The organism is Enterococcus sp. LJL99, from assembly GCF_054871725.1.
In genome coordinates, this window is record NZ_JBTXLT010000001.1 from 72212 (window position 1) to 91670 (window position 19459).

A 19459-nucleotide genomic window follows, 5' to 3' on the forward strand; every position below is an offset into this window, starting at 1 on the left:
TAGTTTGTTATTTATTTGTAATTGTCGTTCCATTTATTGTTGTATCATATCCATTAACTGGTTCTTCTTTAACAGTATGTACATATTCTTTTCCGTTACTATCTAATTTAGGTAAATCCTCAAAAGAATAACGCCAATCATTATCTACTGTCACTTCTTGCTTCATTAAGAAGTTGCCATTTTGATATAAATCGACAAGAATTTTATTTGGACGCAACTTATAATAATTATCTTAATCATCCCAATTTTTTTGCCCACTAACAGAAGTTAGAAATTCAATACGCTTAACAGGGATTTTAATTGTTTTTTTCTTAGTTGAGCCACCAAGTAAATTCTGAAATTTGGCTTTATAGCCATCTTCTTTTTTTATTTCTTCAGTTTTATAATAATAGGCATTTTCCAGTGCAATACCTGTCACCTCGATTTCACCACTACTAAATGCATTAGTAGCAATTACCTGATACTTTTTATTTGGTTCAATAAGTGTTGCTTTTTTTCCCCGAACTATCTAAAACAGTTAATCCATTTGGCAGACTAGATTTTTTTACAGGAAAATCATAACCTTGTATTGAAAATAATTGACTTTTATTCGTTGAATTATCAATACTTAATGGATTACTTCCATTCACTAATTCACCATCATTATTTATTATTTTGATTTTGTCTAATTGAGCTGCATCTAAGTTGATAGGATTTTTTTTGCATAGTTCAATAAATCTTTTAGATATTGAGAAAAATCAGACATTGTTTCATTTGTCATTATATTCCACACAACCATTTGAGTAACATTTATTTGATATTGTTCTTTTGTCAATTTGATTGATCATGGTTCATTATATGCTTTCCAAGAATTATTTAGACTGCTAAAAGTAGGCTAAATATCATTCGTTGGTGATCCAGCAAAAATTGCTGCCATAGCTTGTTTTAATTTAGTTAAATCTTTTTCAGAACTTAGTTCATTTGAAATATCAATTACTTGATAACTATTCCTATCCGGCATCCAACTATCAAATTCCAAACAATAGGTCCAGGATGTAAAACCATCTGGATTTACAACTTATGGTGTTAGTACAGTGTCATTCTTATATGCTTTAACTTCATTTTTTGTGGCAAAAACTTCTCGATTTCCAATGAAAAAAATAGATACGAAAAAAATTAAATAGAACAAAATTTGTGAAATACGCTTGTTACGATTAACTAAATTACTGTTTATTAGACATCCTCCCCTAAATCAAAAATATAAATAGTGGCATATTCTTTTACATAAATCGTATATTTTTGATGCACATGTTTCATATTTAACCCCTTCCAAAAATTTTTAAGATTTGATTCAAAAAATATAGAAAAGAAGATTAGTCTAATAATTTTTTCTATTTACTAATAATGTGTTTTTTACAAAACTAATTCTTCAATGAAGACATCTCATCTATATTTTTGTTGTCTAATTATTTTATCTAATAGTATATTATTTAATTCTCTCTCTACAAATAACAAATGTTATCCACCAACAATTTTGTGAGCAGATTGTCATTCCTAACACATTCCCCTAAATTAAACAAATTTACATACTTTTATAGACTCTCCACCTTGTACATCTACGTTATGTAAGATAACATATTTTTTTTTAAACATATTCTTTAATTTTCTGCTTTTTTTAAGTAATAAGTTATATTTTTTAAGAATACGCTTTGTTATCATTATTAATGATAGTAAAAAAGCACAGGTTATCAAAAAGAATAAATCAACTTTTGATAACCTGTGCTTTTTTTATGGTACAAACTAATTTTAATAAGAGTAGAAATAATGAAAGGTAATAAGTTTTTTCAAATCGTTTTTTAGAAAGTTCCATTTTATTGTTTGTCTTTTTTAATCAAGTAGTAGCTCTTGGATTTTGATTTCAGTTTGAGCATCACTAAGCTTCATAACTTTAGTTAAATCAGAACAATGAAAAGCAATATCTTGTAACAATTCCAACTGGTTTTCTTTCACAGCAACCCCAATTAGTAAAGTAGCGATTTGAGGAATGGCTTCATTTCCAAAATTAACACCATCTGGAACTTGAATAAAACAAATTCCTTCTTTTAAAATCGCTTGATTTAGCTGATTATCTCCATGAGGCAATGCAACAAAATTACCAATATAGACACTTACTTTTTGCTGTCGTTTAAGCATAGCTTGCGTATACTGGGGAGTTGTTAACCCTAATTGATTTAAGAGTTCGCCGACAGCTATAATTGCCTCATGCGCATTTTCATACGATTGGTTTAACAAAATATGCTCTTTTGGTAAGTCAATCATTGTATCACTCCTTAATCTCTTCAATCAACAACGTAGCCAACAATTGATAAATAATGGCTTGATTCCCGGAATTAAAAATTTCGGTATTTAAATCATTCATAATAATGGCTCCACTGATTTTACCAAAAATTTTACTGTAATTTGCTGTAATCGGATCTGGCGCCAACATAATAAGTACTCGGCGTAATTCCATTTCCTGATGATCCATTCCTAAAATCGTTACTGGTTCCTCTAAATCAAAAATACAGAAACAAGGTTTTTTAATCTCACTATGAGCGGTATGAAATAAAGCAAAATTAGTTTCAGGAATACCAATCGGTGCTTGTTGATATCGTTGTAACAATTTTTCAGCAACTTGTTCCGGATTTCCTATTATTTCATCTGAAAAAGTTTTAGTAACCATTAAAATCGTTTCAGAAATAGTTTTAGGATTTTTTATTTTCTCTAAGTAAAAGCGTAGCAATAATGAATGAATATCTTCAATAAAGCTCATGACTTCTTGATAATCTTCTTGGTGCTCTAACGTCTTTTTAGGAGCAGATTTTATCGGTTCTTTTTTACGGCTGATTTTTTTGAATTCTTCTCTAAGTTCCTTTAATTCATCTTCCGCTAAAAGAGGTGAAATCAATTTATATTTCCCTGTATATCCTAATAGTAGCGATGTAGAAATAATCAAATCATACTGTTCGGCTAAATTCAGACGATTCAAATCAGCAACACGATAAAAATCGATTCGATTGATAAAAGGAAAATACTTTCTTAAACGCATCTCAAGCATACTTGTCGAAGCTAAACCACTAGGCGAAATCCCGGCAATATCTACTTCCATCACTCGCGGGCTTCGTTCAAGAGCATTGGCAAAATGCAATAACATATAAGCAATCTCTTCTTCTGAAAAAGGTTGATTCGGGAAAATAAGCGGCAATTTCTTTTTTAGCGCTTGACCAATTTCTTCATATTGATTCATAATCCGCTCTAAAATAGGATTATTTAAACTTGCTTCTGGTACAATCGCTCGACTTAATGCAGCCGAAATATGTGTCAATAACATTTTGTATAAATTAGCATCTTCAAAAAAGTTGACTTCTGTCGCCGCACTAATTGCTTCAATTAACGATTTAACTTGATAAGCTAAATGGCTATTGAAAGTGTCTGAGAAAAAATCATCATCAAATGAATTCGCAAAATCACTTAAAAGATTCGCAAAAAAAATAATTTCACTGACTGCATAAAGCTGCTTGGTTAATCGACCGACTTTGGCAAATAATTGTTTTGAAATATCAAGCATTCCTTTATTCAGTTGATTTGGATACGTTTCTTCCATAATAGTAAAACCTATTGGGACTCGATCCATCGCAATCGTCAACATCAACGTCAAAAAAACTAATTTTCGATCACTTAAGGCTTGACTCGTAGGTTCGACAATTTCATGTATCAGCTCTTGAGCAAAACGCAAATGATCATGATTAACAAATTGCAAAGAGAAATTCTTTTCTGTCTCATAAGAAAAGTTGAAAAATTGATATTCATTAATTTCTTGTACCAAAATATTCGCCATTAGCAAACGACGATATTTTTCTGAGCCATTAATTTCGTATCCACGATTTCGTTCAATTTTTAGTGGTAAACGAGCAATTTGCTCTTCTAACTGCTTAATGTCCGCAAAAAAAGTTGTATTACTGATTAAGTAGCGATCTAAAAAGGATTGCATACTTATCGGTATATTTTTTGTTAACAATTCCAGTAAAATAGCATGTTGACGTTCTGTTGTTGATAATTGTGTCACACTTTCACCAATCTCCACGGCTATTTTAGTTAAGGTTGCATCATCCGCCACTAAGCGATATTGACCACGTCCAACTTTTTCTAATTGAGCATCGATACTAGCTAACGACTGCTCTAATTGTGTGATTTCCCGATAAACTGTGCGTCTACTGACCTTTAATAAAGATTTCATTCGTTCAATCGATACCGGTTCTGGCGCATCTACCAATTCTTTTAGTAAAATCAATTCACGAGGTGATAAAAACATGAGACTCCTCCCCTCTTATTAAACGTTGATACTTCTCCGTCATTACCAAATGTTCGACGACTAATAAGGGAACATTGTGAATAGATGCTTTTTGTTGAAATTCTTCCGTGATAATATAGAGATTCTTTGGGTTTAGCTCTCCAGCTAGGTCCTGTTTTTCTACCGGTATAAAAATTCCTGCTTCCGTAAACAACTGCTGCAATAAAGTAACTGCGATTGTTTGAGAACCACGGATACTGCCACTATATAAAAAAATGATTTTGTCATAGGATAATTGAGGACTTACCGTTTTATCCTCATTCTTGCACGTTTCGTTTATAAATAACAGGTGATCGACAATCCTCTGATAGGTTTGTTGATCCAAAAAATAGTCGATTGTTAATTTGTTAGCGGAAGGAGCTTTTTGCTCTACCATTTCAGCCAGTTCTTCTTGAGAGATAATCAAACAATTTGTACAATCAATTAATTGGTGAACAGAGCAGTAATTGACAGGGATTGTAAGCCCGGCTAAATCAAGCTGTTTCCTTAATAAACTAGCTCCCATTGCACTTGATCCCATGCCAGCATCACAAGCAAAAATAATTTCATCGATTTTCCCCATAGACAAAGAACCTTTCTCGCTTTCTATTTCCTTCTGCGTTTTTTTAAGAATGATGGCGGCACAAACGAATGTACAAATCATACTCACCAAAATACCGAAAATCACTCCCAGCATCATCTTGGTAGGTGTATTAGATAAAATCATAATCACTGAACCTGGTGATATTGGTGCTTTTAAACCCACATTCAATAATTGAAAAACACTGGTTCCAGCTACTCCGCCTATAATCACTGCTAAAAATAAATAAGGATTCAATAAAACGAAAGGAAAATAAACCTCATGAATCCCACCAAATAAATGAATAAATAAGGCACCAGTAGCATTTGTTTGCAATTCTTTTTTACCAAAGCATAGAAAAGCGAATAAAATCCCCATGCCAGGTCCAGGATTCGCTTCAATCAAAAATAAAATCGAAGAGCCCGTTATTTCAGCTTGCTCAAGTCCTAAAGGAGTCAATAATCCATGATTAATTGCATTATTAAAGAAGAAGACTTTGAACACTTCAAAAAAAACGTTGGTTAAAGGCAATAATCCATACGCAATCAAAAAAGATAATCCTTTATTGATAAGTAGTAAAATCGTTTCCATCCAAGAACTGAAAAAAAGCACGCTACAAATGCAAAGACCGCCACCTATTAGACCTGCTGAAAGATTTCGTACCAACATTTCGTAGCCAATCGGTACCTTCTTCAAAAATAGGCTATCAAAACTTCGCAATAAATAACCGCTTAAGGGTCCTAGAATCATCGCTCCAAATAACGGTGAGACAGAAGAACCAACAATGATACTAGTAACTGCTATCGCTCCAACTACTCCACCTCTGATTGGTTCAATCAACTTTCCACCTGTATAGCCAATCAAGAGTGGTAATAAATAGCGAATAAATAACTCATTGACTTGGATTAATGCATTTTGGAAATCTCCTTTGACAAAGGGAATAACGGTCTCTAAAATACCCCAAACAATAAAAATACTGACATTCGGCATAATCGTTGCACTGAGGTAATGTCCTATTTTTCTGGTACCTAAAGATAGCCGTTCAAGCCGTTGCTGTTTTAGCCTAAAAAACATATGCGCCCCTTTCTATTTCGATTCTATAAGTGAATCCCTTAGGAACAAGTGCCTATTGACATAAAAAAATTAGTTATTTTTCAAGATAAAATTCAAAACGCCCACCAACATATTGTGTGCGAACATACTCAAATGGTTGTCCATCTTCTAAATAAGAAATTTGACGTAATCGTAAAATAGCATCGCCACGCTTGATTTCAAGATAATCAGCAATTTTTTCTGATGCTAACATTGAAGAAATAGTTTGATTAGCATGTCCGATTTTATTACCGCCTTTTTCTTCTAATGTTTTATATAATGACTGCGTGATTTCAGCTTTACTGTATTGTTTAATCAGTGAGTACGGTACACTGGTAACTTCAAAACAAATCGGTAAATCATCTGCAAAACGAATTCGCTCCATACGCAAAATTTGGTCTTCTGAACTCAAGTTTAATTTTTCCATCTCACTTGAACTTGGTTTTGCAATATAATAAGAAATCGTGCGACTGGAAGGGTTACGATTTTGTGAAAGCATAATTTCTGTAAAACTCGTTGTTCCTGTCATTGTTTCTTGTACTTTTTTTCGTGCAACATACGTTCCTGAACCAATTTTTCGCTCCAAGATTCCTTCATCCGCTAATGTCTGAATCGCTTGTCTCAAGGTCATTCGGCTGACCTTAAAATGAGTCGCTAATTCTCGTTCAGATGGCAAGCGATCGCCAATTGACCATACGCCATTTTCAATATCAATTTTTATTTTATCGTGTATTTGAATATAAACTGGTATATTTGATCCCATTTTTACTCCTCCTTTTACTCTCTTTCATTATAACTGGTATATACCTAACAAACAACTGAAACTTCAAAAACTAAACAGTATTTATCCGCTCGTGAAGAAAGTTGGTCTATCTAGTTTTTACTTCCTCTATTTATTTCTAATGAAAATAAAGAGTCCTAGATCGAAAAAAACGATCCTGAGCTCTTTATTTACGAAATTATTTATTTAATTGTCATTTCTTCTGCCATCATTTTATTAGCAGTAGCCATCATCAAACGAATCCGGTTTAATTGATTTACGATGGATACACCTGGATCATAATCGATTGGTGCAATATTTGCTTTCGGATATTGGCGACGCAATTCTTTGATTACCCCTTTACCTACTACATGATTTGGTAAACAGCCAAACGGCTGCATACAAACAATGTTATTGACATTTGATTTTAATAATTCAATCATTTCCCCTGTCAAGAACCAACCTTCACCAGTATGATTTCCAATTGAAAGAATTTTACTAGCATCTTCAGCCAATTCATGGATTGAAGTAATTCCCTCAAAACGCTCAGAATTGCGTAAAGCTTTATCCATAGGTTTTTCAATGACTTCAATCATTCGAATGGCAAATTGAGCAAGATTTTTACTTTTTTTCGTCATGCCAAGATTTTCATATTTAAAAATTTGATTATATAGCGAATAATTCATAAAACCGACAATATCAGGAACAACCGCTTCTGCTCCTTCTGCTTCTAGAAGTCGAACAATATCATTATTGGCCGTTGGTGAATATTTCACTAAAATTTCTCCAACTACTCCAACTTTTGGCTTTTTAATATCTTTTAACGGAATCGTATCAAAATCACGAATAATTTTTTTCATATTACGATTAAAGCCAGTTAATGACCCGCTACGAACATTTCCTTCGATTTTCTTTAGCCAAGCCTCATGCAAAGCATCAACAGAACCTGCTTCAACTTCATACGGTCGAGTACGATAAACCACCCGTTCAAATAAATCACCATATAAAAAGGCTATTGCCACTCGTTTTAACATTGGTAAAGTAAATGAAAACCCAGGATTTGATTCAACACCTTTATTCCCCATCGAAACTGATACAACGGGAACTTGTGGGAACCCAGCATCATTTAGCGCTTTTCTTAGTAAAGGAATATAATTAGTTGCACGACACCCACCACCTGTTTGAGTCATCATCACACTTACATTATCTAAGTCATATTGCCCACTTTGTAGTGCTTCAACTAATTGACCTACCGAAATAATTGCAGGATAGCAAGAATCATTATTGACATATTTCAAGCCAACATTGATTGCCTCACGATCATCTGACGGTAAACAGACCACATTGTAGCCAGATGCTTGTAAAGCAACATCTACTAATCCAGATTGATGGATTGGACTAAGCATTGGTAAAAGTAGTGTATGTGTTTTTTTCATTTCTTTGGTAAAAATGATTTTTTCTGGTTCTTCGTGACGTAAAACAGGTTCAAAATTCGTTTTATCCCGTTCATTGACCGCTGCTTTTAGCGAACGCAAACGAATCCGAATCGCACCTAGATTAGCTCCTTCATCTATTTTCAGAACCGTATAGATTTTTCCATATTGATCCATGATTTCTTCCACTTGATCTGTCGTTACCGCATCTAAACCACAACCAAATGAATTCAATTGTACGAGTTCTAAATTTTTTGATTTAGCTACAACTCTGGCAGCCGCATATAGTCGAGAATGATAAACCCATTGATTCACAACACGTAGTTTGCCAACATCACCTAAATGAGAAACACTGTCTTCAGTTAACACATGAAAACCTTCTTGCGTGATAACTTCGGCAATCCCATGATTGATTTCTGGATCTAAATGATAAGGTCTACCCGATAAAACAATTCCTTTTTCACCTTTTTGAGTTAATTTTGCTAATAACTCTTCGCCTTTGGTTTGGATATCTGCTTTGAATGCATCTAATTCTTCATAACCATGACGTAAGGCTTGAACGATTTCTTCTTTTGTAACCCCTAAATCAGCAAATGTTTCACTTAACACTTTTGCTACAGATGCTTCATCTGCTAAATTTAAAAATGGATTACGATAATCAACTTTTCCATCACGAATATCATCCACATTATTACGAATCACATCAGGATAACTTTGAACAATTGGACAATTGAAATGATTATCTGCTTTGTCTGACTCTTGCCGCTCAAAGACGATTCCTGGATAGAAAATTCTTGGTACACCTGAATCAATCAAGGCTTGAATATGTCCATGAGCAATTTTTGCTGGATAACAAGCCGTATCACTAGGAATTGTTTCCATTCCTTGCTCATACAACTCTTTATTAGAACGTGGAGATAATTCTACACGAAAGCCCAAATCGGTAAAAAAAGTATGCCATAATGGATAATTCTCATATAAATTCAATACGCGCGGAATTCCAATGCTCCCGCGAACAGCATCTTTTTCTTTTAATGAACGATATTTGAATAATTTTCGGTATTTGTAATCGACTAAATTCGTGCGACGGTTTTCACGTTTTACCTTGATTTTTGCTCCTCGTTCACAACGATTTCCAGTAACAAATTGACGTCCATCTGAAAAGATCGTAACAGTCATCATGCAATTATTTTCACATAGTCCACAATGAGTAAATTCTTTTTCGGCAGTAAATTGATCTAACTCTTCCGCAGAAAGCAATGTCGTTTCTGTTCCAATTTCATAATTTTCCAGAGCAATTAACGCAGAACCATATGCACCCATCAAACCTGCAATCGATGGACGAACCACTTCACGTTCACTAATCATTTCAAATGCACGTAAAACTGCTTCATTGTAAAATGTACCGCCCTGACAAACAATTTTCTTACCTAATTCTTCAGGACGACGAACTTTGATTACTTTATAGATAGCATTTTTAATGACAGAGTAAGATAATCCTGCAGAGATTTCTCCAACAGAAGCGCCTTCTTTTTGAACTTGTTTTACTTTTGAATTCATAAATACGGTACAACGAGAACCTAAATCGACTGGTGCTTTTGCACTTAAAGCTTCTAATGCAAAGTTTTTCACATCATAATTAAGTGATTTAGCAAAAGTTTCAATAAACGAACCACAACCAGAAGAACAGGCTTCATTTAATTGGATGGAAGATAATACGCCGTCTTTGATAGTCATAGCTTTCATATCTTGACCACCGATATCTAATATGAAATCGACTCCTGGTTGAAAAAAGTCTGCCGCTTTATAATGCGCCATTGTTTCCACTTCGCCAATATCCACTTTCAACGCATTTTTAATTAAGTATTCTCCATATCCTGTTACTGCTGTCTTCCCAATAAACACATCTTCTGGGAGTTGACGATACAAATCTTTTAAGACAGTCATCGTTGTTTCTAATGGTTGCCCTTGATTATTTCCATAAAATGAAAAAAGTAAGCGTCCTTCTTCATCAATTAGCGTAACTTTTGTTGTTGTTGAACCTGCATCAATTCCTAAGAAAGCCACTCCATGATGCTCACTTAATTTTTTCTCAACAACTTGAGCTTGTCCATGACGTTCTCTAAATGCACGTAACTCTGCTTCATTTTTAAATAAAGGCTCAAGCGTGTCTGTTGGTTTCAACTGTTCTTGTTCGCCTGTAGTTAAACGTTCTAAAATTTGATCTAAAGTAGTAATTTTTCCGGCTTCAGAGTAAAGCGCAGCCCCCATCGCTACAAATAGTTGGGGATTTTCTGGAAAAATCACATCTTCTGGTTTCACATCTAAGGTTTCAATAAATCTCTTTCTCAATTCAGACATAAAAAAAAGTGGACCGCCTAAAAATGCAATTTTTCCTTTAATTTTTCGTCCCGCTGCTAAACCAGCAATCGTTTGATTAACTACAGCTTGAAAAATACTCGCTGCAATATCTTCTTTTGCCGCGCCTTCATTAATCAACGGTTGAACATCGGTCTTAGCAAAAACACCACATCGAGAAGCAATCGGATAAATGGTTTGATAGTTTTTAGCTAGTTCATTGACTCCATTAGCATCTGTTTTCAACAATACTGCCATTTGATCAATAAAAGCACCTGTTCCACCAGCACAACTGCCATTCATCCGTTGTTCTAAGGCACCTTCAAAGAAAGTAATTTTAGCATCTTCGCCACCCAGTTCAATAGCAACATCAGTTTCAGGAATAATTTCTTCAACTGTTTTCGTACACGCAATCACTTCTTGAACAAATGGAATCTCTAAAACCTCAGCTAGTCCCATCCCGCCAGATCCAGTAATTGTCATCGTAATTGATTGTCCTTGACCCATTTTCACTATCGCATCATTCAGTATTTTTTCAGTTGCTGCTTTAACATCAGAATAATGTCTTTCATATTTGGAAAACTGTGTTTGATTTTTTTCATCCAGTATTACTAATTTAACGGTTGTGGATCCTACATCTATCCCAACTTTTAAAGTCATTACACGGATCCTCCTTATCTAATCCTCATTTTAAGCAACAGTTTGTTGATTATCCTACGAGGTGTTTGATATACTATATATGTCTATTTTAGAAAGGTTCTCACAAAAATGCAACAGTCAAAACAACTCAATTTGTGAGATAAGCAACAAACTTATTAAAATTGTTGTTTATTTCGAAAGGAATTTATTATGTCTAAAAAAACTGATTTACGGATACAACGAACAAACAAAATGATTTTAGAAGCTTTTTTTAAGTTAGTTGAAGAAAAAGGGTATGATAGTGTCACTATTCAAGATATAGCAGATGAAGCAATGATTAATCGTGCTACGTTTTATGCTCATTTTAAAGATAAACAAGATCTTTATGAAAAAATTTTTGACTTAGCTGTTGAAGCTTTTACCTCTGTACTTGATTTAGAACAGTTAGTTATCGGCAGAAGAATAAAGGTAAAACAAATCGAATTTATACTGACCCAAATCTATATTAATATTCATAAAAATAAAAAATTCTTTTTGACCATTATGGATGGCAGTTCAAATGAACTTTTGCGAAAAAAATTAGCTTCAATTATCTATGAAAAATACAAAGATATTTTCTTGAAATTGCGAATCACAGAAAACGATATTGAAGTTCCTATGGATTTTATTATTGAATATATGACTTCCATTTTTGTTGGAACCCTTCACTGGTGGATTACGAGCGATACAGATATGGCTCCTAATGATTTAGCAAGATTAGTTATTAAGCTTGTTGGAAATGGCCACTTGACGGTATTAGGAATTGAGATTGAAAAGTAAGCTGATTATTTAAAAACTAAAAAAACGAACTAACTCCCAAAGAATTCACTAATTGAATTCTCGATAGTTAGCTCGTTTTTTATTGTAATCGATTATTTACCATGACATTTCTTGTATTTTTTCCCACTACCACAAGGACACGGTTCATTTCTACCGATTTTTTCCACTCTACGTTGTTGCGGTTTTGCTGATCCAGTCGCTACTTGATTTCGGAACGGACGCATTGGTCTAAGGTCCTCAGTTGTTTCCATAGTTCCCTCTGCTTGTTGTTCAATCGTCGTTTTAGTCACTATTTCTTCAACAGATTGTTCAACTTTTCCAGAAACTTCTGCACTTTCAATTACACTCGCGTTTTCAATAAGTTTAGCTTCCGCTTTTTCTACTCCCTTAATCAGCGTACTTGCATTTTTTAATCGTCCAATAAACTCTAGATAGTTAAAGAAGTTCGTCAAAACTGGAACTACTGATTGATAGAATGAGGCACTCCCAACTACTTCGCTTGGGAAATATTCACTTAATACAGAAATCGTATCTTTTTGAGTCCACTTTCCAAGTAGCCGATCTTGTTGTGTATACATTGCCTCAACGTAAGATTCAATAATACGGTTAGCATCCTCTTGCTGTTTATCAGTCAATTGTGTAAATAGTTGGTTTTGTTCAAATTCTTCTAACCAACTTTTTGTTTGATTCATTATTTTTTCTAAGCGGTCGTCAATAGCCATTGTTTATCTTTTACTCCTTTTAATTTGTACTTATGTATTTCAATTTTTTAAATAATATCTGAATAGAAAACACGCTCTTAATAATAGCAGAAATAAGTTCAATTTTCAGCTAAAATTTTCGATTTCTAACAAAGTTTTGGGTGAACAATTGGACAAAACATCAGTTATTACATCCTTTGCCATGAATGTTTGTTTGCAAATTACCGAGAGTCTGATTGTTTTATACCGTTTTATTCAGACTTAGAAAATAGAACAAAGGTGATTTTTACCTTTGTTCTATTTACCTTAACCTTACTCGTATTCATCTTCTCATCAGTATCTATGCGTGTATGATTAACGGTTTTTAGCACGCCACTTCTTCGTATGGTTCGTTTGTCTTGATGATGAAACAGAAACGCCTTTTTTCTTTTTAGAAAACAAGTTCACTTCTACATCATATTTTCCATCTTTTGCCAAATCATAAATTTTTTCAGCTGTTTCAGTTATTTTTTCTTTAATCATCTTTATATTCTCTCCTTTGAACTTTACTTTTACTTTATCATAATTCCCACTTTTACAAAACTCATATCCTTACTATAAAAAAAGAACATTTCTTCAATAGAAATGCTCTAACAAAACTGGGGTAGCTGGATTCGAACCAACGCATGACAGGATCAAAACCTGTTGCCTTACCGCTTGGCTATACCCCAAGATATAAATGGAGGAGAGTGGATTCGAACCACTGAACCCTAAGGAACGGATTTACAGTCCGTCGCGTTTAGCCACTTCGCTACTCCTCCGAAAAGTTTTTTTAGTAAAAAACCTGACTTAGTTATAATACAAAACTTTTTAATAAAATGCAAGCCTATTTTGAAAAAAAATGTTATTTATTTTTAGTCGTTCAAATTCCACTGACGAATAATGTATTCTACAGCCTCATCCAACGATTTTACTGTGGCTTCTTTTCGACCATCAATCTCAACAATCATCTTTTCAGCTTCTGGAATTACACAACCAATTTCTTTTTTGCCGATAATCAATTTACTTACAACAACATTTTGACCATTTACTTTTTTCGTTTCTTCTTCAATCCGAACTTCGATTTCTTTATTCTTCTTTGACATATAATCCCTCCGAAAGTCTATCTTAACATATTTTCGATAAAAAAGGGACAAAAATACGTCAAGGATTTATGTCCCTTAAAAAAAACTCAAGGAGAAAATAATTTTTTTCGTTTAATTTCACTAAGAATTGCAGAGATAATCCCTAAAGCAATTGTAAAAAGACCAATAATAATAAATAGCTTTAAAAAACTCGCTAAATAGGTTTGAATAAACTCATACATCGCTTGCGATTGAATTCCAATTCGTTTGAGCTGTCCACTTAGTAAAATTAACGCAGGAAAAACACTCATCATCAATCCACTACCAACAAAAATATATTCCCAAAATCGTAATAATCGATGGACATAGCCTCTTAAAGAATTTAGTAAGATAAAACTTAAACCAATCCATAAAACACCGCATATAATCAAAAATAAGACGATTTTGGATTTATAGTTCATTACCTTTCGTCCAAAAGAAATCAAAAATGGTAATTTAATATATCCTTTGTAAATCTCTACAGTATTATTAGCTAAATCTTTTACTGCTTTTTCCGATGTTTCTGTCGTTTCAATCTCATTTGCCTTCATATATTTTTCAATTGCACCTAAAGCCGATGTATAAATTTCATTTTTATCAGAAATTTCATATTGAATACCAGGATTATAAATGGCTTCATAGTAAGCTATTACATCTTTTCTCACCATTTTTTCACTAACAGTATTAGCTAAAACGCCTTCAGGTATATTACTTCCTAGTGCACTATCTTCAATTTGACGATTTATTTCATTTGTCAAATTTGAATAGTAGTCAGCATGTTCTGCTTGCTTTTGCATATAACTCTCATTAAACAAGGTGAATCTTAATGTGAGCAAAATTAAAAAGGCAAACAAAAATACTGAAGCTAAAAAGGCAAGAAAGAGTCGTGAAAACATCGTTACTTTATTACTTTGCTGCTTCATTTTAACTTTTACCTCTCTTTTTAGCTTTTTTCATCTATAATTGGCCCTGAAACTAAATCAGCAAAAACAAAAACACGTTCTGGAGTAAGACCAATTGCATCTAACGGATAGCAAGTATACAGAATCAATGAATGTTTCGAACGATCACCTAATTTCTCATTGATCAACGGATCTTTATAGTTTGCTATTTTTGATTCGGTCACTTTATATGTATATTCGCCATAGTGAGTCAATATGTTTATCTCATCCTCTGGCTCCAAATAGTAGATTTTCCCAAAAACTGGTTGATTATGAGCACCAATCAGTGTTGTCCCTATATCACCGGGAATCATACTACCAATATATTGACCAGCACCTAAACGTAAAATATCATCACTATCTCCATAATACAACGGTACATTAATATTTACTTTATCAATTACAACCTCTCCAAATTGATCCCCACTTGATGGATAGACGACTTTTGAAGAAGCTAATGATTCATTAGAAGAATCCTCTTTTGTATCTTCTTGATTTTTTTCAGAATCAGATGTCTTTTCCTTATCATTATGAGCAATCTTATTTTTGGACTGTTCATATAAATTAGTACTTTTTTGATCAAAGGAAGGCGCATCATTCAACAAAATTAAATCTACTGCAGAGGTAGCAAAATTAATGACAGGTGTACCAATTATGTATATGACAAGATAGCCTAAAAGCATAAAGAGAAGAGGCACATAAAACAGTGCCCCTAATCGTTTAAATCGCTTCTTCATTTAAGCTACTTTATTCTTTCTGCTCACGAATACTGCACCTGCTGCAGCTACGATTAATGAACCAAAAGTAATTCCGCTTAATGCGTAGTTCGAACCAGTATTTTTAACGGTTGAACCAGATTTGTAAACAGTCGATCCTTTAGCATCAGTCACTGTTACAGCAGAATAAGTACCATGCGCGCCAAAAGTAATCTTAACGCCTACTGCATTTCCAGCAGCAACAATATGTTGTTGTAACTTAGCAATCACATCATTTGGTAATAATCTTAAAGCATCCCATAATGTGTTTGCATTCGAAGTATCAACATTCACACCTTCAACTAACGCACGCGCTGCTTGAATATGTTTGACAGCTTCATCTACTTGAGCTTGTGTCAAATCAACACGTTTCAAGTGATTTTCAGCTGAGTTGATTTCGGCAGAACCAAAATAAAATTGTTTCCCACCGATTTTCGCACCTGCATTCAATTCATTTAAAATTGTTTGCTCTGATGCAGAGATTGCTCCATCAGCAGAAGCTGGTAACGCAAAAGATAAAACTGCGATCACAGCAACGATAACTCCAATAACTTTTTTCATTTCTTTTCCTCCAATCTAAAATATTTATAATTAAATACAGAAAAACTGTAAATAATATACCAACATATACCTATAAATTTAGATTCAACTTATCAAAAAAATTCCTTTACACAAAATAAATAACAACAAATCGCCTTTAGGTATATTTTATTATAACACAACAATAAAATTATCATACCTAAAGGCAATAGTCAATTATTTTATGAAAAGAAATACTTTTTTGTAATTTTTTCTATTTTCTTTCAGAAAGAAGTTCAATTTGGACCACATCATAACCAGCTTGAGTTAAAATAGTCGAAATCTTTTCACTATCTTTACTTTCTATCTGCAACTCAATAATTGTTTCAGTTTCTTTGTGGTTAACAATCACAGTTAAGATACTGTAATCATTTTCAGCCAAAAGTTTCGCTATATTTGCTAAAATTCCTTTATGATCTTCTAAAATACGAATTTGAATTCTTGTACCACCGTCATTGTAGCCGGCAATTTTTAAGAATGCATCAAAAATATCATTGTTCGTGATGATTCCAACTAATTTGTCCGCTTCATCAATAACAGGTAAAACTGCAATATTATTTTTTCTCATAACATAGATGCCGTCTTCTAAAGAAGCTGTCGGTAGAATCGTTTGGACATTTTTCACCATAATATCCTTAACTGTGGTTTTATTTAAAAGATAATTCACTTCATGCACACTTAAACTCGTCGCTTTAGAAGGCATTGCGGCTTGAATCGTTCCTTCAGTAATCAAGCCAACTAGATGATTGTTTTCCAATACAGGTAACCGATGAATATTATTTTTTTTCATTATATCTACAGCATCAAAAATTTTTGTTTCTGGAGCTACTACTACTAAATCTTGTGTCATAAAATCGCTAACGCTCATTGTACTAACCTCCCAAATATGCTTTTTTCACTTCTTCACTTGCCAATAACTCTTGACCCGTACCACTTAATACAATCTCGCCAGTTTCTAAAACATAGCCTCGATTAGCAATCGATAACGCCATTTTAGCATTCTGTTCGATCAATAATACTGTTGTTCCTTGTTTATTAATATCTTGGATAATATTAAATATTTCTTGAATGAAGATTGGTGCTAATCCCATAGAAGGCTCATCTAACAATAATAATTTAGGTTTGGACATCAATGCTCGCCCCATTGCTAACATCTGTTGCTCCCCACCAGACAAAGTTGAAGCATCTTGATTTCTTCTTTCCTTTAGAATCGGGAAACGATCAAAAATAGCTTCATACTCTTCTTTTAAATTTTTATCTTTTCTTAAAAAGGCACCCATTTCTAGATTTTCTTGAACGGTCATGCCTGAAAAAATATGACGACCTTCTGGAACTTGACTCAAGCCATTGGCAACAATTTTTTGTGGTACCATTTTTTGAATTTCTTGTCCTTCGAAAGAAACTGCTCCTGTTGAAGGGCGATTTAAACCAGAAATTGTTCTTAAAATGGTTGTTTTTCCGGCTCCATTCGCTCCAATCAACGAAACAATTTCACCTTGTTCGACATGAAAGTTTACTTCTCTAACTGCTTGAATCATTCCGTAATGTACTGATAGGTTTTCAATTTTTAACATCACAGTTCCCCCCCTAAGTAAGCTTCAATTACACGAGGATCATTCTTGATTATATCAGGCGTTCCTTCTGCGATAACTCTACCATATTCTAAAACATAAATTCTTTGACAAACATCCATAACAAGACTCATATCATGTTCGATTAAAAGAATCGTAATTTTAAATTCTCTTTGAATTTTACGAATTAATTCCGTTAAATCAGCTGTTTCCTGCGGATTCATCCCCGCTGCTGGTTCATCTAAAAATAATATTTTTGGCTCTGTAGCAAGGGCTCTTACAATTTCTAAACGACGTTGCTCTCCATAGGATAGATTTTTAGCCAAATGATTGATTTTATCTTCCAAACCAAAAATCGATAATAATTCAATTACTTTATGCTCCATGTCATCTTCCGTTTTATAAAAATGAGGCATACGCATGATACTAGACAACACGCCTTCTTTATTTTTACTATTCATCGCAATCAACACGTTGTCCATAACAGTTAAATCTTTGAATAAACGAATATTTTGGAAAGTTCTACCAAGTCCTAAATCCGCAATTTTATAAGGTTTCAAGCCATTTAAAACCTTTTTTTCTCCATCGGCTTCAAGAATCACTTCTCCTTCACTAGGTTCATAAACACCTGTCAAAAGGTTGAATAACGTTGTTTTTCCTGCTCCATTGGGACCAATCAAACCAATCAGTTCATTATTTTCTAAAGTCAAGTTCACATTAGATACAGCTGCTAAACCACCAAAATTTTTAGTTAAATCTTTAACGTTCAGTAGAGGCATTTGAATCATCCTCCTTATTTTTAATTTTTTGAACTAGCTGTTTTACAGAAAACTCTCTAGTTCCCAATAAACCACCTGGCTTAAAGATCATGATAATAATCAATGCTAATGAATAAATGATCATACGTAACGCACCTGCATCTTGTAAGAACATATTTAAAATACCTAAAACAATGGCTGAAATAAACGTTCCTGTAATACTACCGATGCCGCCAAATACAACGATAATTAGAATATCGATTGAACGCATAAAGTTAAAAGTATTTGGAACAATCGTTTGAACATAGCTTGCATAAATCGAGCCAGCTAAACTAGCTGTCACAGCCCCAATTACAAAGGCAATTACTTTATACTTCGTTGTATTAACGCCCATTGATTCAGCTGCAATTTCATCTTCTCTGATGGCCATCGTCGCACGACCTGGTCCACTATGAATATAATTAACAATAATCAATGTCACAATAACAACACAACCGAAAACCATTGCCCAGTTGACCATTGGCGGAATACTAAAAATTCCTGCTGGCCCATTGGTTAATTTTGGCATATTGATAATCACGATACGAATAATTTCTGAAATCCCTAAAGTTGCAATAGCTAAGTAGTCACCTTTTAAACGTAAAGTTGGAATCCCAACAATCAAAGCTACAATCCCAGACAAAAGAATCCCAATCAGCACTCCACTAAGGAAGCCGCCCATTGTCGGATATTTGATTGACATAATTGCCGCACTGTACGCACCAATTCCCATAAAACCAGCATGTCCTAAAGAAAATTGCCCCGAAAACCCAATAATCAAATTCAATCCAAGAGCAAGCATTATATTGATGCCAATTGTAATCAATGTATATTCTGTAAACGGAGTAATAATATTAGTTGCATACAAGAAATAAATTAAAGCATAGGCAACAGCAACAATCGAAAGCCAAACTAGATTATATTTAAGATTTTTTTTCATGAAG

Annotated in this window: 20 protein-coding genes and 2 tRNA genes; 1 reads left to right on the top strand and 21 read right to left on the bottom strand. The window is 33.7% G+C overall.

The window, feature by feature from the left end:
- Positions 1–7 precede the first annotated feature (7 nt).
- From ACYSNW_RS00295 to ACYSNW_RS00335, 9 genes are all read right to left on the bottom strand, one after another.
- Positions 8–217, bottom strand: a complete 210-nt coding sequence (locus tag ACYSNW_RS00295) for a Cna B-type domain-containing protein (RefSeq protein WP_461742254.1) — start codon at positions 215–217, stop codon at positions 8–10.
- A gap of 15 nt (positions 218–232) precedes the next feature.
- The gene (locus ACYSNW_RS00300; RefSeq protein WP_461742256.1) at positions 233–418 is read right to left on the bottom strand and encodes a hypothetical protein; all 186 of its coding nucleotides are present in this window, start codon (positions 416–418) and stop codon (positions 233–235) included.
- A 58-nt stretch (positions 419–476) separates the two neighbouring features.
- Entirely contained in the window at positions 477–629 is a 153-nt protein-coding gene (locus ACYSNW_RS00305; protein ID WP_461742258.1) for a hypothetical protein, read from the bottom strand.
- A gap of 245 nt (positions 630–874) precedes the next feature.
- Positions 875–1018 carry a hypothetical protein gene (locus ACYSNW_RS00310; RefSeq protein ID WP_461742259.1) on the bottom strand — a complete coding sequence of 48 codons (144 nt, stop codon included), beginning with the start codon at positions 1016–1018 and terminating at the stop codon, positions 875–877.
- A gap of 848 nt (positions 1019–1866) precedes the next feature.
- Positions 1867–2298, bottom strand: coding sequence for a PTS sugar transporter subunit IIA (locus ACYSNW_RS00315; RefSeq protein WP_461742261.1), 432 nt, complete (start codon positions 2296–2298; stop codon positions 1867–1869).
- A gap of 4 nt (positions 2299–2302) precedes the next feature.
- The gene (locus tag ACYSNW_RS00320) at positions 2303–4330 is read right to left on the bottom strand and encodes a BglG family transcription antiterminator (RefSeq protein ID WP_461742263.1); all 2028 of its coding nucleotides are present in this window, start codon (positions 4328–4330) and stop codon (positions 2303–2305) included.
- Positions 4311–6002 carry a PTS sugar transporter gene (locus tag ACYSNW_RS00325; RefSeq protein WP_461742265.1) on the bottom strand — a complete coding sequence of 564 codons (1692 nt, stop codon included), beginning with the start codon at positions 6000–6002 and terminating at the stop codon, positions 4311–4313. Before ACYSNW_RS00325 ends, ACYSNW_RS00320 begins: the two co-directional genes overlap by 20 nt.
- 73 nt (positions 6003–6075) lie before the next feature.
- Entirely contained in the window at positions 6076–6783 is a 708-nt protein-coding gene (locus ACYSNW_RS00330) for a GntR family transcriptional regulator (protein ID WP_461742266.1), read from the bottom strand.
- Between the two features lie 200 nt (positions 6784–6983).
- Positions 6984–11231 (bottom strand): acyl-CoA dehydratase activase-related protein, encoded by a 4248-nt coding sequence (locus ACYSNW_RS00335; RefSeq protein WP_461742268.1) that lies wholly within the window; start codon positions 11229–11231, stop codon positions 6984–6986.
- Between the two features lie 189 nt (positions 11232–11420).
- Between ACYSNW_RS00335 and ACYSNW_RS00340 the strand changes: the two genes are divergently transcribed.
- Positions 11421–12029, top strand: coding sequence for a TetR/AcrR family transcriptional regulator (locus tag ACYSNW_RS00340; RefSeq protein WP_461742269.1), 609 nt, complete (start codon positions 11421–11423; stop codon positions 12027–12029).
- Between the two features lie 92 nt (positions 12030–12121).
- Here the strand turns inward: ACYSNW_RS00340 and ACYSNW_RS00345 are convergent, their stop codons facing one another.
- The 12 genes from ACYSNW_RS00345 to ACYSNW_RS00400 form a co-directional block, all read right to left on the bottom strand.
- Entirely contained in the window at positions 12122–12751 is a 630-nt protein-coding gene (locus ACYSNW_RS00345; RefSeq protein WP_461742270.1) for an SEC-C metal-binding domain-containing protein, read from the bottom strand.
- 333 nt (positions 12752–13084) lie between these two features.
- On the bottom strand, positions 13085–13252 hold the full coding sequence (locus tag ACYSNW_RS00350; protein ID WP_461742272.1) for a hypothetical protein: 168 nt from the start codon (positions 13250–13252) through the stop codon (positions 13085–13087).
- A 116-nt stretch (positions 13253–13368) separates the two neighbouring features.
- A tRNA-Gln gene (locus ACYSNW_RS00355) sits at positions 13369–13440 on the bottom strand.
- Positions 13441–13449: 9 nt separating this feature from the next.
- A tRNA-Tyr gene (locus ACYSNW_RS00360) sits at positions 13450–13530 on the bottom strand.
- Positions 13531–13623: 93 nt separating this feature from the next.
- Entirely contained in the window at positions 13624–13854 is a 231-nt protein-coding gene (locus tag ACYSNW_RS00365) for a DUF2969 domain-containing protein (RefSeq protein ID WP_461742273.1), read from the bottom strand.
- An 86-nt stretch (positions 13855–13940) separates the two neighbouring features.
- Positions 13941–14795, bottom strand: coding sequence for a hypothetical protein (locus ACYSNW_RS00370; RefSeq protein ID WP_461742275.1), 855 nt, complete (start codon positions 14793–14795; stop codon positions 13941–13943).
- A gap of 20 nt (positions 14796–14815) precedes the next feature.
- Complete coding sequence (locus tag ACYSNW_RS00375; protein WP_461742276.1) at positions 14816–15550, bottom strand: class D sortase; 735 nt, start codon at positions 15548–15550, stop codon at positions 14816–14818.
- Positions 15551–16129, bottom strand: coding sequence for a hypothetical protein (locus ACYSNW_RS00380; RefSeq protein WP_461742278.1), 579 nt, complete (start codon positions 16127–16129; stop codon positions 15551–15553).
- 232 nt (positions 16130–16361) lie between these two features.
- A complete protein-coding gene (locus ACYSNW_RS00385) occupies positions 16362–17015 on the bottom strand; it encodes a CBS domain-containing protein (protein ID WP_461742280.1) in 654 nt (217 codons plus the stop codon).
- Between the two features lie 4 nt (positions 17016–17019).
- A complete protein-coding gene (locus ACYSNW_RS00390) occupies positions 17020–17721 on the bottom strand; it encodes an ABC transporter ATP-binding protein (protein WP_461742281.1) in 702 nt (233 codons plus the stop codon).
- Positions 17721–18497 (bottom strand): ABC transporter ATP-binding protein, encoded by a 777-nt coding sequence (locus ACYSNW_RS00395; protein WP_461742282.1) that lies wholly within the window; start codon positions 18495–18497, stop codon positions 17721–17723. Before ACYSNW_RS00395 ends, ACYSNW_RS00390 begins: the two co-directional genes overlap by 1 nt.
- On the bottom strand, positions 18478–19455 hold the full coding sequence (locus ACYSNW_RS00400; RefSeq protein ID WP_461742283.1) for a branched-chain amino acid ABC transporter permease: 978 nt from the start codon (positions 19453–19455) through the stop codon (positions 18478–18480). The genes ACYSNW_RS00395 and ACYSNW_RS00400 overlap by 20 nt, the downstream gene beginning before the upstream one ends.
- Positions 19456–19459: the final 4 nt, after the last annotated feature.

What these genes read in the sequence shown, in the direction of transcription:
- ACYSNW_RS00315 (WP_461742261.1), bottom strand. Translation starts at nt 2,298, where the DNA reads ATGATTGACTTACCAAAAGAGCATATTTTGTTAAACCAATCGTATGAA.
- ACYSNW_RS00320 (WP_461742263.1), bottom strand. Translation starts at nt 4,330, where the DNA reads ATGTTTTTATCACCTCGTGAATTGATTTTACTAAAAGAATTGGTAGAT.
- ACYSNW_RS00325 (WP_461742265.1), bottom strand. Translation starts at nt 6,002, where the DNA reads ATGTTTTTTAGGCTAAAACAGCAACGGCTTGAACGGCTATCTTTAGGT.
- ACYSNW_RS00330 (WP_461742266.1), bottom strand. Translation starts at nt 6,783, where the DNA reads ATGGGATCAAATATACCAGTTTATATTCAAATACACGATAAAATAAAA.
- ACYSNW_RS00335 (WP_461742268.1), bottom strand. Translation starts at nt 11,231, where the DNA reads ATGACTTTAAAAGTTGGGATAGATGTAGGATCCACAACCGTTAAATTA.
- ACYSNW_RS00340 (WP_461742269.1), top strand. Translation starts at nt 11,421, where the DNA reads ATGTCTAAAAAAACTGATTTACGGATACAACGAACAAACAAAATGATT.
- ACYSNW_RS00345 (WP_461742270.1), bottom strand. Translation starts at nt 12,751, where the DNA reads ATGGCTATTGACGACCGCTTAGAAAAAATAATGAATCAAACAAAAAGT.
- ACYSNW_RS00350 (WP_461742272.1), bottom strand. Translation starts at nt 13,252, where the DNA reads ATGATTAAAGAAAAAATAACTGAAACAGCTGAAAAAATTTATGATTTG.
- ACYSNW_RS00365 (WP_461742273.1), bottom strand. Translation starts at nt 13,854, where the DNA reads ATGTCAAAGAAGAATAAAGAAATCGAAGTTCGGATTGAAGAAGAAACG.
- ACYSNW_RS00370 (WP_461742275.1), bottom strand. Translation starts at nt 14,795, where the DNA reads ATGAAGCAGCAAAGTAATAAAGTAACGATGTTTTCACGACTCTTTCTT.
- ACYSNW_RS00375 (WP_461742276.1), bottom strand. Translation starts at nt 15,550, where the DNA reads ATGAAGAAGCGATTTAAACGATTAGGGGCACTGTTTTATGTGCCTCTT.
- ACYSNW_RS00380 (WP_461742278.1), bottom strand. Translation starts at nt 16,129, where the DNA reads ATGAAAAAAGTTATTGGAGTTATCGTTGCTGTGATCGCAGTTTTATCT.
- ACYSNW_RS00385 (WP_461742280.1), bottom strand. Translation starts at nt 17,015, where the DNA reads ATGAGCGTTAGCGATTTTATGACACAAGATTTAGTAGTAGTAGCTCCA.
- ACYSNW_RS00390 (WP_461742281.1), bottom strand. Translation starts at nt 17,721, where the DNA reads ATGTTAAAAATTGAAAACCTATCAGTACATTACGGAATGATTCAAGCA.
- ACYSNW_RS00395 (WP_461742282.1), bottom strand. Translation starts at nt 18,497, where the DNA reads ATGCCTCTACTGAACGTTAAAGATTTAACTAAAAATTTTGGTGGTTTA.
- ACYSNW_RS00400 (WP_461742283.1), bottom strand. Translation starts at nt 19,455, where the DNA reads ATGAAAAAAAATCTTAAATATAATCTAGTTTGGCTTTCGATTGTTGCT.